13 protein-coding genes and 1 pseudogene are annotated in these 13,223 nt (G+C 70.6%); 7 read left to right on the forward strand and 7 right to left on the reverse strand.

The features are described 5' to 3' along the window. Nucleotides 1-293 precede the first annotated feature (293 nt). Both FPZ41_RS39350 and FPZ41_RS39355 read right to left on the reverse strand, forming a co-directional pair. A complete protein-coding gene (locus tag FPZ41_RS39350) occupies nucleotides 294-887 on the reverse strand; it encodes a TetR/AcrR family transcriptional regulator (RefSeq protein ID WP_322621308.1) in 594 nt (197 codons plus the stop codon). Between the two features lie 89 nt (nucleotides 888-976). Then, nucleotides 977-1,741, reverse strand: a complete 765-nt coding sequence (locus tag FPZ41_RS39355) for an SDR family oxidoreductase (RefSeq protein ID WP_152868721.1) — start codon at nucleotides 1,739-1,741, stop codon at nucleotides 977-979. Between the two features lie 193 nt (nucleotides 1,742-1,934). Here FPZ41_RS39355 and FPZ41_RS39360 point away from each other — a divergent pair, with 193 nt between their 5' ends. Together FPZ41_RS39360 and FPZ41_RS39365 are read left to right on the forward strand one after the other, a co-directional pair. Then, the gene (locus tag FPZ41_RS39360; protein WP_152868723.1) at nucleotides 1,935-3,179 is read left to right on the forward strand and encodes an exo-beta-N-acetylmuramidase NamZ family protein; all 1,245 of its coding nucleotides are present in this window, start codon (nucleotides 1,935-1,937) and stop codon (nucleotides 3,177-3,179) included. A 160-nt stretch (nucleotides 3,180-3,339) separates the two neighbouring features. Beyond that, complete coding sequence (locus tag FPZ41_RS39365) at nucleotides 3,340-4,695, forward strand: serine-threonine protein kinase (RefSeq protein WP_152868725.1); 1,356 nt, start codon at nucleotides 3,340-3,342, stop codon at nucleotides 4,693-4,695. Nucleotides 4,696-4,781: 86 nt separating this feature from the next. On the opposite strand, the gene FPZ41_RS39370 is transcribed toward FPZ41_RS39365, so the two are convergent. After that, nucleotides 4,782-7,580 (reverse strand): penicillin acylase family protein, encoded by a 2,799-nt coding sequence (locus FPZ41_RS39370; protein ID WP_152868726.1) that lies wholly within the window; start codon nucleotides 7,578-7,580, stop codon nucleotides 4,782-4,784. A 285-nt stretch (nucleotides 7,581-7,865) separates the two neighbouring features. Here FPZ41_RS39370 and FPZ41_RS39375 point away from each other — a divergent pair, with 285 nt between their 5' ends. After that, on the forward strand, nucleotides 7,866-8,474 hold the full coding sequence (locus FPZ41_RS39375) for a hypothetical protein (RefSeq protein WP_152868728.1): 609 nt from the start codon (nucleotides 7,866-7,868) through the stop codon (nucleotides 8,472-8,474). A gap of 62 nt (nucleotides 8,475-8,536) precedes the next feature. Here the strand turns inward: FPZ41_RS39375 and FPZ41_RS39380 are convergent, their stop codons facing one another. Beyond that, a complete protein-coding gene (locus tag FPZ41_RS39380; protein WP_152868730.1) occupies nucleotides 8,537-9,052 on the reverse strand; it encodes a hypothetical protein in 516 nt (171 codons plus the stop codon). Between the two features lie 17 nt (nucleotides 9,053-9,069). Here FPZ41_RS39380 and FPZ41_RS50655 point away from each other — a divergent pair. After that, nucleotides 9,070-9,184, forward strand: a pseudogene (locus FPZ41_RS50655) (3-keto-5-aminohexanoate cleavage protein); the annotation flags it as partial. Nucleotides 9,185-9,220: 36 nt separating this feature from the next. Here FPZ41_RS50655 and soxR read toward each other — a convergent pair. Continuing rightward, nucleotides 9,221-9,745 (reverse strand): redox-sensitive transcriptional activator SoxR, encoded by a 525-nt coding sequence (gene soxR / locus FPZ41_RS39385; RefSeq protein WP_322621309.1) that lies wholly within the window; start codon nucleotides 9,743-9,745, stop codon nucleotides 9,221-9,223. 126 nt (nucleotides 9,746-9,871) lie between these two features. Here soxR and FPZ41_RS39390 point away from each other — a divergent pair, with 126 nt between their 5' ends. Next, nucleotides 9,872-10,333, forward strand: coding sequence for a MaoC family dehydratase (locus FPZ41_RS39390; RefSeq protein WP_152868732.1), 462 nt, complete (start codon nucleotides 9,872-9,874; stop codon nucleotides 10,331-10,333). 183 nt (nucleotides 10,334-10,516) lie between these two features. Here FPZ41_RS39390 and FPZ41_RS39400 read toward each other — a convergent pair whose 3' ends face one another. Together FPZ41_RS39400 and FPZ41_RS39405 are read right to left on the reverse strand one after the other, a co-directional pair. Continuing rightward, a complete protein-coding gene (locus tag FPZ41_RS39400) occupies nucleotides 10,517-11,155 on the reverse strand; it encodes a TetR/AcrR family transcriptional regulator (protein WP_131563541.1) in 639 nt (212 codons plus the stop codon). Nucleotides 11,156-11,242: 87 nt separating this feature from the next. Beyond that, nucleotides 11,243-11,530, reverse strand: coding sequence for a YiaA/YiaB family inner membrane protein (locus FPZ41_RS39405; protein ID WP_152868733.1), 288 nt, complete (start codon nucleotides 11,528-11,530; stop codon nucleotides 11,243-11,245). Between the two features lie 160 nt (nucleotides 11,531-11,690). Here FPZ41_RS39405 and FPZ41_RS39410 point away from each other — a divergent pair, with 160 nt between their 5' ends. Both FPZ41_RS39410 and FPZ41_RS39415 read left to right on the forward strand, forming a co-directional pair. Further along, nucleotides 11,691-12,338 (forward strand): TetR/AcrR family transcriptional regulator, encoded by a 648-nt coding sequence (locus FPZ41_RS39410; protein ID WP_152868735.1) that lies wholly within the window; start codon nucleotides 11,691-11,693, stop codon nucleotides 12,336-12,338. A gap of 567 nt (nucleotides 12,339-12,905) precedes the next feature. Next, nucleotides 12,906-13,223 (forward strand): ArsR/SmtB family transcription factor (locus FPZ41_RS39415; protein ID WP_407698879.1); only part of this gene is annotated, 318 nt, incomplete at its 3' end.

Below are 13,223 nucleotides of genomic sequence, written 5' to 3' on the forward strand. Positions count from 1 at the left end.
CAGCCCAGGGGCTCCGCCCCTACCCCCCCGGCCGAGGGTGCTCCGCCCCCTGTACCCCCGATTCCGGGGCTCCGCCCCCGGACCTTGCTTTCGAGGCTTCGCCCCTGGGACGCCGGTTTCGGGGGCCAGCCGCCGGACCCCCGCTCCTCAAACGCCGGAGGGGCTGGATTGTCGCCGGGCAGGGCTGGAGTTCCAGCCCGTCCGGCGATTGAGGTCGAGGCCGTTCAGGCCGGCAGCGGGGGTCTGGGGGCGCAGCCCTCAGGGGACGGCAGACGGGACAACCGCGCGCCCGCCTACGGCCGCAGCGCCCTCAGCAGCAGGTCCGCCAAGTGGTCCGCGACCTCCTGGGGGCTCATGGGGCCGTCCGGGCGGTACCACGTCGACAGGTGGTGCACGGAACCGAAGTGGTAGTCCACCACCAGGTCCGCCGGAGTCGCCGTGGAGAAGACGCCCGACTCCTGCCCCTCCTCGATCAGCGCACGGAAGCGTTCGTGGTAGCGACGGCGCTCGGCACGCACCTGCTTGTTCTTCTCCGCGCTGAGGTGGTGCATCGAGCGGAAGAAGATCATCGCGTCGTCGAGGTTCTCGATCGTCGTGACGACGACGTCCGCCGCGGCGGCCCGGAGGCGCTGCTCGACCGGCTCGTCGGCGCCCGCGAAGGCATCGAGGCGCTCCTGCTGTACGCGCAGCACCCGTGCGTACACCTCGTGCAGCAGGTCGTCCTTGGAGCCGAAGTAGTGGTAGAGGGCGCCCTTGGTGACACCCGCCGCCTCCACGATCTCCTGCACCGACGTACGGTCGTAGCCCCGCTCGGCGAAGAGCCGGGTGGCGGCGGCCAGCAGCCGCCGCGGGACGGGCGTGCCGTCGCCGTCCGTCGTCCTGGGCACTTGCCGCCACCTGCCTTCCAAGGTCTACGTCTGCTCGTCCCGACGGAGGATCTTCCCACCCTCCGGTTTCAGCCAGTCGGGCAGGGCTGTCAGGGCGAGGCCTCCCACTTCTGCTGGACGCGGTTCATGCTCGTCAGCCAGCGTTCCGGGTCGGTGGCCCGCGCCTGGTAGTACCCGGCGGCCTCCGGGTGCGGCAGGATCAGGAAGCGGTCCTCCTCGATGCCCTTGAGCAGGGCGTCCGCCACGTCCTCGGGGTCGATCGCGGTCGGCGCGAGGACAAGTTCGCCCGCGCTGCCCGCTGCGGTCAGCATGTCAGTGCGCACGCCCTGCGGGCAGATCGCGTGCACTTTCAGGCCACGGTGCCGATAGGTCAGTGACAGCCACTCGGCGAAGGCGTACGCACCGTGCTTGGTGACGCTGTAGGGCGCGGCGCCGATCATGGTGAGCAGTCCGGCGGCCGAGACGGTGGAGACGAACCGGCCGCTGCCGCGCTCCAGCCAGGCGGGAAGCAGTTCGTGGGCCGCGCGGACGTGCGCCATGACGTTGACGTCCCAGGCGAGCGCCCAGACCTTTTCGTCGGCCGCCTCCGTGCCGCCGGAGCCGACGCCCGCGTTGGCGCAGTAGATGTCGACCGCGCCGCCGAGCGCGTCAGTTGCGTCGGCGACGACCGCGGACGCGTCGCCCGGCACCGCCGTTCCGCCGATCTCGTCGGCCACGGCCCTCGCCTTGCCGGCGTCCAGGTCGTTCACCACGACCCGCGCCCCCTCGGCCGCGAAACGGCGGGCCAGCGCGGCGCCGATGCCGCCTCCCGCTCCGGTGACGACCACTCCCGCACCCTGCACGGCTCCCACCATCGGCTCCTTCGACGCGACGGAACGACTCTGCCTCCGAGCCCGCTTCGATGGCCAGACTAACCGGTCGGTATGTGACGTTGGAAGGGTGACTACGCCCCAGTAAGGGGCGCGCCGAGCCACAGCGATATTCCGGCGCTTCCCCGAAGCACGTAGCGTGCCCATGCCAGCCTTCCGCCATCACGGAGGTCACTTCATGCGCCTGTCCAGACGGACCCTGCTCGCAGCGACCACGGCCGCGGCCACGGCGGCCGTGTCACTCCCTCCGGCGCCCCAGGCCTCCGCGGCCGACCGCCGGAGGCAAACCGGCTTCGAACGGCTCGTGGCCGACGGGTACGCGCTGCTCGGCGGCGAGCGCGTCGGCGTCGTCACCAACCCGACGGGCATCACTCGCGATGTGCGGCACATCGTCGACGTCATGCACGCCGACGACCGTGTGAACCTGGTCGCCGTCTTCGGCCCCGAGCACGGCTTCCGGGGCACGGCGCAGGCGGGCGGCTCGGAGGGCCGCTACGACGACCCGGCGACCGGGCTGCCCGTCTACGACACGTACCAGAAGAGCGGCCGGCCGCTCGCCGACATCTTCACGGCCTCCGGTGTCGACACGCTCGTGTTCGACATCCAGGACGTGGGCGCGCGCTTCTACACGTACATCTGGACGCTGTACGACTGTATGGAGGCGGCCCAGCTCGCGGGCAAGCGGTTCGTGGTCCTCGACCGGCCGAACCCCGCCACCGGGCGCTCCGCCCAAGGGCCGGTGCTGCACAGGGAGTTCGCGACGTTCGTCGGCCGGCAGCCGATCTCGCAGGCGCACGGGATGACGGTGGCCGAGCTGGCGCGGCTGTTCAACGAGGAGTTCCTGACCACCCCGGTGGCGCTGGACACCGTCCCGATGTCGGGGTGGAGGCGCTCGGAGTTCTACGACGCCTCCGGGCTCCCCTGGGTGCCGCCGAGCCCGAACATGCCGACCCCCGACACCGCCCTCGTGTACGCGGGGACGTGCCTGTTCGAGGGGACGAACCTGTCGGAGGGGCGGGGCAGCACCCGTCCGTTCGAACTGCTCGGCGCGGAGGGGATCGACCGGCGCTGGGCCGAGAAGGCGGGGGAACTGGGACTGCGTGGCGTGCACTTCAGGGAGGCGTACTTCACGCCGACGTTCTCGAAGTTCCAGGGGAAAACCGTGGGAGGCGTGCAGATCCACGTCGACGACCGGGCCGCGTACGACCCCGTCCGCACCGGAATCGCCCTCCTCGTGACGGCGAAGCAGGTCTGGAGCGGCTTCGCCTGGCGGTCCGACAACTGGATCGACAAGCTGACCGGCTCCGCACGGGTGCGCACGATGATCGACGCCGGGGCGGACACGGACGAGGTCGTGGCTGGCTGGCAGGACGAGCTGGCGGCGTTCCGGAGGGTGCGCCGGGAGTACCTCCTGTACCGCTGACACCCGCTGACACCGCTGATCCGGCCGCCGGTGCGGCGCCCCCCCGCCAGCACATCAATTCGGGTACCTCCGGGACCCGCGTGACGTATGGCCAATCCCCGTCACCAGCGGGACGATGCGCGCAGAGCGCAGGACCGACGGGGCCGAAGGGGGGCTCGACATGGCGGATCCGGATATCGGCGTGACTCCCTACTGGGAGCTGACCTTCGACGCGGACGGTGACGTCGACAGCCGGCAGCGGGACCGGCTCCTGGCGGAGGCCGGGCAGCGCGGGGTGCGGGACCTGGTCGTCTTCGCGCACGGCTGGAACAACGACCGCTCGGGAGCGACACAGCTCTACAGCCGCTTCTTCGAGCCGTTCCCCGCGCTGGCGCCACGGGCGCGTCTCGGGTACGTGGGTGTGCTGTGGCCCTCGATGCGGTTCTCGGACGAGCCGATCCCCGACCTGCCGCGATCGGTGACCGACGGTGTGTCCGGCGTTTCGGCGACCGCGCGTCCCGTACTCGACAAGGGCACCCGGCACGCGCTCCTGGAGGTGTTCCCGGGGCGGGCGACGATCGTGGACCAGCTGGCGCGGCTGCTGGACCAACAGTCGGACGAGACTGCCTCGTTGGCGGAGTTCGGGCGGCTCGTACGGCTGCTGGTGGAGGTGCGGCCGCAGGGCCCGCAGGCCGCGTTCGCGGCGGACACCCTGTCCGCGGGGGTGCCGGAGAGCGATCCCGAGATGCTGTTCGGGGACACGGCGGCGGTGTGCGGGGAGTTCGCGGCGGCGCTGGCTCAGCTGGAGCAGGCAGAGCAGGTGAAGAGCGGAGCCGTCGGGGCCGAGGCCGCCGTCGCGGCACCGCGGTTGTGGGACGGCGGCAAGGAACTGCTCCGCCAGGCCACCTACTTCGCGATGAAGCGGCGTGCGGGCACGGTCGGCGAGCGCGGGCTCGGGCGGGTGGTCGGGCAGCTCGCGCGGACGGCCCCGGATGTGCGGGTGCACCTCGTGGGGCACAGCTTCGGCGCGCGGCTGGTGTCATTCGCGCTGCGCGGGCTGCCCGAGGGTGTGCGCACGGTGAAGTCGGTGACGCTGCTCCAGGGTGCCTTCTCGCACTACGCGTTCGCGGCCCGGCTGCCGCACGACAACCGGGCGAGCGGGGTCCTGCACGGTCAGCACAAGCGCATCGACGGCCCGCTGGTGTGCTGCCACTCCCGTCACGACTCGGCGCTCGGCACGATCTACCCGCTGGCCTCCCGTATGGCGGGCGACTCCCGCTCGATCGCGGGCTTCGGCATCGGCAGCGTCCTCGGCACCAAGTGGGGCGCGCTGGGCTACGACGGGGTGCAGGCCGTCAAGGGCACCCGCTCGTTCCGGCTGGCCGACGCGCTCAAGGCACAGCTGCCCGCGTCCGGCTGCGTCAACGTCGACGCGGCGGCGGTGGTGAAGCGCGGCGGCCCGCCGTCCGGCGCCCACAGCGACATCTGCCACAAGGAGCTGGCAGGGGTGGTGCTGGCGGCGGGCCGTATCACCTGACCCGCCGCCGCACACCCGCCCTGGGAACGGGAACTACCGGTAGGACGCGAACTACCGGTGGGACGCGAACTACCGGTGGACGTGAACTACCGGTGGGACACGAACTCCACGACCTGCTGGAAGGTCGGCCGGTTCTGCCAGCTGATCTTCCCGTGGTTGATGCCGCCGAGCGGGCGCTGGATGATCGAGTCGGCGCACCACTGGTCGCCGGCCGAGCAGCTCGCGTCGCCCGGGTAGACCTGGGCCGCGGTCTTGCCCGCCGCCTCCTTCAGGGTGCTGATCAGGACGTCCCGGCAGCCGCTGAGGGTGCCGCCGCCGCAGTACTTCGCGGCCAGGCCGCCCTGCACCGACTCACCGAGCACGGCCCGGATGTCCTTGTCGACGTAAGACCACCAGCCGTACTGGAAGGAGCTGCCCGCATGCGAGCCGGTGGGCCCGTGCGCGGCCGACGGGGACTCGTCGATCGGCAGGTTGTCGTTCATGGCGGCGTACAGGTCGCTGCCGAGGCCCGGTTCGAACTCGGCCTTCACCAGCAGCGGCCACCAGGCGTCCAGGATGCGGATCGCCTCGGCGTTGGCGTACGTCTTCGACCCCGCCGAGGTCTCCGTACGCTTGGCGCCCGCCGACACCCATGTCTGCATCTTGCCGACCGCCGCCGCGACAGTGGAGTCCGTGACGGTGGAGCTGTTGACGACTCTCAGCAGCTTCGGCAGCACGTCCTCGGCCCGCAGGTCGGCGAGGCCCGCGTCGGCCATCGCCTTCACGAGCTGGGCCCGGGTCACGCCGCCCGCCGCCACCAGTTTGCTCACCCGGTCGTCGAGCAGGTTGCCGCGGTGCACGGAGCCGTTGCCCCAGGGGGCCGTGGTGTAGTCCTTGGCCTGCTTGTTGTTCCAGGAGATGTAGTAGTCCTGGTCGATGGAGTTCGGGTGGGCGGAAGGGGGCGTGTAGTCGGCGGTGTTGGTCGCCGGGTCCCAGCCCCGCCACTCGTACGCGGTCCGCGCCCACACCGGGAACTCCGCGTCGACCCCGTTCGCGCGCACCGGGTTGTCGCCGCTGTTGTAGTACGCGGTGTGCCGGGAGTCGGCGTAGAACCAGTTGAAGGTGTAGTTGATGTGCTGCGTGGCCTTCTGGAAGTCCTCCGGGCCCTTGACGTAGTCGGGGTCGTTCAGCATCTGGAAGCCGATGATCGAGTCGGCCTCGTGCATGTAGGAGGAGCGCAGGGTCGTGTACGCGACCTTCTTGCCGCCGACCGTCGCGCGGTGCGTGACCGGGCCGTACTTGGTGCGCCACACCTGCATGCGGTAGGAGCCCGCCGGGGTGTCGTCGGCCGTGGTCGGCTTCCAGGCGTTGGTCTTCTCGACCTTGTCCATGGCCGTGCAGGTGCCACGGTAGAGGTAGTGGTTGTCGTCCTGGCACAGCTCGACCGCGTAGGTGTCGATGATGTCCTGGCCGGAGGTCGTGGCGCTCCAGGCGTAGTCCTGGCCGCGGCCGAGCTCCACGTACATGCTCAGCCCGGCGAAGGACGCGCCGCGCGCGCTGATGCCGGGGCCCTGGATCTCCTGCAGCAGGAGCAGCTGGGGGGCGAAGTAGCCGGTCTGGGGGCCGAAGACGGCGATGGGGTTCCCGCCGGCGGTGTGCTTGCCGCTCACCACAAGGGCGTTGGACATGCCGCGCTTGGCCGAGGTGAGGGCGTTCGCGGCGGCCGTGGCCGAGGTGCGGGTGGCGGTGGAGGTGGCCGCGCTGCCGGTGCGGTCGTAGACGAGCTGTTCCTCGGTCACCGAGCCGGCGTCGGGCAGGGCGGTGCCCTGTGGGTTGTCGGGCTTCGTCCCGTACGGGAAGCTGCCGTCGTGGACGGTGAGCACGGCCTCGGGGTCGTTGCGTTCACGGAAGGACTCCCAGACCTTGGTGCCCTCGGCGACGCCGTACTTCTCCTGCGCGGCGAGCAGGGAGATCGCGTTGTTGACCTCGCCGCCGCCTCCGGAGCCGAAGAGGGCGCCTATCACGGAGGCCAGCGCGACCAGGTCGGTGAGCTTGAACTTCTCGATGGTCCCGGCGTTGGTGACGGAGTCCTTGTGGCCGGTCAGGACGTACTCGCCGGGGAAGTAACGGCCGCTGTCGGAGGCGTCGATGTAGGCGTTGATGCCGTCGAGGTAGGCGTTCGCGTCGGCGAGGGCCAGCTTGCCGCGCTCGCCGTTCGTCGCGGCGGCGTTGTCGATCTGGGCCTGCAGATCGGCCTCGGTGTACGGAGCGTTGCGCCAGAACTCCTGCTCAAGGCCCTGGTTGGAGGGGTCGCCGCCCGCGAACGGGGTCAGCTGGCCGCGGCCCACGTGACGGAAGACGTCCATCAGCCACAGCCGGTCCTGGGCGGAGGCATAGCCCGCTCCGAACTCGGTGCCGTATCGAGTGGTACCGGTGATGTGCGGCACACCCGTCTTCTTGTCGCGGACGATCGTCACGTCCGTGCGGCCGGCGGGCTTGAGAGTGGACGCGACCTGGTCGGATGGGACACCGAAGGAGGCGTCGTTGAAGAAGGTGTTGATCTTGTCGTTGGTCAGCGAGGAGTAGCCGGTGGCGAGGTTGGCGTAGGGCCCGAGCTGGTTGTCGGCGTTCTCGGGCTGGGTGCCGAAGACCTGGTTGAGGAGGATCTGGGCGAGCGTGGCGTTGCCGTTCTGGCCGGGCGGAAGGATGTCGGAACACTGGCCGCCGCAGTAGTCGTTGGCGGTTGTCGCCGCGTCGGCGGGGGCCGTCTCCGCGGCCGCCGCCTGGGAAAGCGGCGACAGAAGACCGGCGATGAGGATGCATACGGATGCGCCCTTGAGGAACTCCGTGAACCTGCCGGGAGTTCTCAGTCTGTCGAGCGTGATGCGTGGGATGCGCCAGGGCATGGCAACTCCTCCTGACGGGGGTGGGGCCAGAGGTTACCGCCGGTATCTCAGAGTTTGAAGATGAACATGAGTCAACTTTTCTCTCATCACCACGGCCGTCGGCGCCCCAGCACGGGCCGACGGCACGGGAAGGCGGCCCGCGAGCTGCTCGGCGGATGGCTTATGGGGGGCCATTCGAAATCGGATGGAGCCGAATCGCGTGTCGATACGTCTATTCGGCGACGTCCGAACAACGACGCCGAAGTGACCGAAGTACAGGTGCAGGTGTGACGGAGGTGCAGGGCGATGGCCGGCTTCAGGAGTCTGGCGAGACAGGTGCGCGACCCGAGCTGCGATTTGGCACTGCGGCGTTATTCGCTGCGCAAGTGCCTTGAGAGGTTCGCCCCGTATGGGCATCGGGCGACCTGGGATCATTTGTGCTCACGGGCCGGGTTCGGTCCCGAGGACCGCTCCCCGGATCCAGCGCGGCTCGTGGCCGCACTGGACGAGCTGGAGGAGGCCCGCTCCGTCTGGCTCGCCTACGAGGGGGAGTTCGCGCAGCGCCGCAAGAAGGAGAAGCACGACGGGCTGCGCAGGCCGGGCAGTATGGACGACTGGCACCGGCTGACCTGGGGTGGGTTCGGCGTCGCATGGTGCGACGATCCGTACGTCCACCCCCATGAACCACTGGCCGAGGTGCTGCGCCGGCTGATCGCCGCGCTGGAGCGTGAACCGGGCTCGGTCTGCCCGGTGTGCGAGGGCGAGCACCTCACCTGGAAGTACGACCTGGCCCATGAACCGTCGTCGGGCCCGGTCTGCACGGAGTGCGGCATCGTGGTGCCGCGGCCCGTGCTGACACGCGAGGCCCTGGCGGACGCCAGGCGCGCACGGGCACAGCTGCTCGTATCAGCCTGAGCGCGGCGGGGGTGCGCCGGGGATGCCGCACCCCCGTGCTATGAGCGCACGGTGATCACCGGTCACGGAGTCGCGACATCCGCGTGGATGGCGAGCTTGAACTCGGCAAGCGTGATCGCGGTCTTCGTCTTCGCGTCCTTCACACCGCGAGCCGACACCTTCAGACCGAGGGGTGTCCCCCGGTGCACGAACATCTGCCACACGTAGGTGCGGTACTGGCCGCCCCGGGTGATCGCACTGTCGTTGGTGGCCGTCGAGTCGTACTTCTCCGCGTTCAGCGGATCGCGGACGAACCGCGCCCGGTACTCGACCGCCCGCGGGTCCGCCGCCCAGAAGACCATCGCGGAGAGCACGCCCCACCCGTCGTGGCTGGGCCAGATCAACCCCGAGCGCGGATCCGGGTACACCGACGGCTTCGTACCGCCCTGCGCCGGATCGTGCATCTTCCAGGGGTCGTACGACTCACCGTCGCTGCCGTACGGGAAGCGCACGAGGTGGTAGCCATCCCCGTCGTACGTGATCTTCTGTGCCCCCGACTGCGCGGCATTCCACTTCAGCGAGCTGACGACGACGCTCATCGGTACTCCTCCACTGCCCGGCCACCCGCGTGGAACACGTCCTCTCCTGCACCGTGCTGCCCGATCACACCTCGGTCAACTGGCACGAAAGGGGCGCGGAGGAGCTTCGCGGCGGCGCTCATGGAGCGGGGTGGGCGTGGAGGCGGCGGCCGGGGAGCCCGGGGCTGCTCAGCAGCAGTTCCCGGGCTCTTCCTCCGGCTGGGGCGCCCGCTCCGCCCGCTGCCGTACACCGGTGGTCCTGCGCTCGACCATGAGCCGGGAGCCGCTCTGCCGCTCGCCGAAGACGTCGTCGGGGTTGGACAGCACACAGCCGTCCAGGGACAGGCAGCCGCAGCCGATGCAGTCGGTGAGGTGATCGCGCAGTCGGTTGAGCTGCTTGATGCGCTCGTCCAGCTCGGACCGCCAGGCCTCCGAGAGGCGCGCCCAGTCCTCGCGGGTGGGGGTGCGCTCCTCGGGCAGTTCGGCGAGGGCGTCGCGGATCGTGGCGAGCGGGATGCCGACGCGCTGCGCGGCCCGGACGAAGGCCACCCGACGCAGCGCGTCACGGCTGTAGCGGCGCTGGTTGCCGGTGGTGCGACGGCTGCTGATCAGCCCCTTGGACTCGTAGAAGTGCAGGGCGGATACGGCGGCGCCACTGCGGGCCGACAGTTGGCCGACAGTCAACTCGTGGATCTTCTCGGGGATCTGGGGCACCTCTCAGAGCCTACCCACCCCGTCACTCGGCCGGTCCGTTGACAGGCGCCCCGACACCCCATCATGCTAAGCAGTTGCTTAGAGTTGTTGCTCGACGCAGGCACACGGGATGCGGGAGGCCGGAGCATGACAGAGCCGAGGACGTTCACGTCCGCCGACGACCTCAAGGCGGCGGTGGGCGAGCAGCTGGGGTACAGCGACTGGCTGGAGATCGACCAGAAGCGGATCGACCTGTTCGCGGATGCCACGGGCGACCACCAGTGGATCCATGTGGACCCGGAGAAGGCCGCGGCGGGTCCCTTCGGGACGACCATCGCGCACGGCTATCTGACCCTGTCGCTGCTGCCGCTCCTCGTACCGCAGGTGATGAAGGTCGACAACATCAAGATGGGCGTCAACTACGGCACGAACAAGGTGCGGTTCCCCGCGCCCGTGCCCGTGGGTTCGCGGCTGCGCGCCACGGCGGTCCTGAAGGAGGTCACCGAGGCGGGTGGCGGCGTCCAGGTCACGGCCGCGGTCTCCGTGGAGCGTGAGGGCGGGGACAAGCCGGTGTGCGTGGCGGAGTCGGTGTCGCGGTACTACTTCTAGTGCCCCAACAGGCAACGTTCGCCCCGTCGCGACGCCCGGCACGCACTCTCGCCGCACCGGCCGAAAGCCCAAGTACGTCCAGTACGAGGACTTCCGGCCGGCACGCCGAGAGCACGCACCGGACGCCGCTCCTTGACGGGCAAACGTTGCCTGCTGGGGCACTAGCTCGGACGACCGCCCCTCTCAGGGGCGCGGCCGGCTCTTCGCCCCCACCATCCGCAGCACGAGGTCGGCGTACAGCGCGCCGACCTCGTCGGGTGTTCTGGGCCCGTTCACGTTGAACCAGCGGGCCACGTCGATGCACAGGGAGAGCACCGCGATGGTGGTGCCCCTGACGTCGGGGACGTCGAAGTCGCCCGCCGCGACGCCGTCCTCGATGATGCCGCGCACGGCCGCGTCGTTCTGCCGTCGCAGGGCCACGATCTCGGCGCGCGCCTCCGGACCGAGGGCGTCCAGTTCGTACTGCACGACCCGCGCGACGGTGTGCTGCCCGGCGTGCCACCGCACGAAGGACCGTACGGCCTCGGCGAGCCGCTCGGCCGGGCCGCCCTCGCTCTCGGCGGCCGTGCGCAGCACGTCGAGCGCCTTCTCGTGCCCGATGCGGCTGATCCGGTGGAGCAGCTCTTCCTTGGTCTTGTAGTGGATGTAGAGCGCGGCCGGGCTCATGCCCGCGCGGCCCGCGATGTCACGGGTCGTCGTCGCGTGGTACCCGCGCTCGGCGAAGGCCTCCACCGCGGCGACGAGCAGCCGCCGGGCCGCGTCCGGGGTGACCTCACCCCATGGCTGCACCTCGCCGCCGGACGTCTCCTCCGCCGTACTCATCGCTCGCTCGCCCCTTCCCGTGGCAGGCTCCACACCATACCTCCGAAGCTGAGCGCCCGCTTAGAGCGCCCGTTCAGGGCCCTGGGGTCAGAGCTTTGCGAGGGGGTCGTGCTCGGCGAGCAGCTTCTCCAGCCTGGCCTGATCGACCCGGCTGACGATCTGCCCGGCCTCCTGCTTGTCCCGAATCACCTTGGCCAGCGTGAAGGACGAAGTCACCAGGTACAGGACGGCGATCCCCAGGAAGGCACGCACCCAGGTGTCGGCCTCCAGTTGGAAGATGCCGATGGAGGTGGCCACCAGGGCGACGGCGAACGACGCGACGGCCTGACCGAAGTAGGCGGCGGTGGACTGCTGCTTGACCGGTGTCTCACTCATGGGGACAGCATCGGCGGACGTGGCCCACACCACATCCGCCGCCGTACTCAGGTCGTACTCAGAAGCCCGAACCCGGCTCAGCGCCCGATCGTCGGCTTCCGCTTACGGCTGGTCCCCTCTGCCTCTGCTGGTTCAGTTGCCCGGCCCTACCATGTGCGCCATGGCACGACCCCGCAAGCCCCTTCTGAGCGCCGAACGGATCGTCGCCACGGCGCGGACGCTGGTGGACGAGGAGGGTCTGGCTGCGGTGTCCACCCGCCGTCTCGCCGCCGAGCTGGGCGTGAGCGGCCCGTCCCTCTACAACCACTTCCGTACCAAGGACCAGATCCTCGAAGCCGTGGCGGACTCGGTGTGCGCGCAGGTCGACCTGTCGATGTTCGAGGACGGGCGCGACTGGCGCACCGCGTTGCACGACTGGGCCGTCTCCTACCGGGCCGCCCTGCGCGACCACCCGAACATCGTCCCGGTGCTCGCCCGTGGCCCCGGCCGACGCCCGGCCGGCCTCCGTCTCGCCGACGCCGTCTTCGGCGCGATGGTGAAGGCCGGCTGGCCGCCGGCCCAGGCCACGTCGGTCGGCGCCCTCATGCGGTACTTCGTCATGGGCTCCGCCCTCGGTTCCTTCGCCGGCGGCTTCGTCGACGACGCGGCGGCGTACGATCCCGCCGCGTATCCCCATCTCGGGCAGGCCCATCTGCTTGCCGACCAGAAGGAGAAGATCGACGAGCGGGCCTTCGAAACGGGACTGACGGCGCTGTTGGACGGCCTCACGGCCCAGTTCGAGCGACTGCGGGTCCCTCCGGGGGTCTGAGCGCGGTCCGTCTCGTCTGCCGGGTTTCTGTCTGTGGGCGGCTGCGGGTTCGTTGTGGCTGGTCGCGCCCACGCGGCGGAGCCGCATATTCAACACAGCCCCGCGCCCCTTAAAAGCACGGGCACGCCCGAGCCGCGACCGGGCGCCCACCGCGACCGCACCACCCACGCGCCGTCAGCCATGCCCTTACCCACCACGCACCCGAGCCGGCGACCACGCCGCCCACGCACCGGCAGTCACGCCCGCGCCCCGGCCCCACAGCACCGCACCACCCGCCGTGCTCGCACCCGTCCGCGCACGCCGGCCGTACCCGCGCCCCCGACACAGCCGACAGTCGCGTACGCGCGGCAGGGGGTGTGCCGGGAGGTGTCCGCCCGCAGCGGCCGGCGTCCGCCGCCGGGCACCCGACACCCCCACAGAACCGCCGGACCGAGGACGGAGACCTTCCGGCGAGCCCCCGCCCCACGACGAAACCGCAGGCGCCCAAGCCACGACGGCGGGAAACCGGCCCTGGCCCCCACCCACCACGCCCCGACACTTCGGCCGCCGCCGAAACGTTCGTGGCGCATGCTGGTGGGCATGTCCAGCAGAAGCCCTGACCGCCCGCCGCGATCGCGCGGTGGCGACGCCGTCGAGCTCGCCGCGTTCGCCGGGCTGATCGCCGACGAGACGCGGGCCGCGTGCCTCCTCGCCCTGCTGGACGGCCGCGCCTGGACCGCAGGCGAACTCGCCCGGCACGCGGGCGTCGCCCCCTCCACCACGAGCGAACACCTCGGCAAACTCGTCGCCGGCGGTCTGCTCGCCGAAGAGCGCCAGGGCCGCCACCGCTACGTCCGGCTGGCCAACCCCCGCATCGCCCAACTCGTGGAGGATCTCGCCTCCCAC

Source organism: Streptomyces acidicola (assembly GCF_009377235.1).
In the GTDB taxonomy this organism is placed as follows: domain Bacteria; phylum Actinomycetota; class Actinomycetes; order Streptomycetales; family Streptomycetaceae; genus Streptomyces; species Streptomyces acidicola.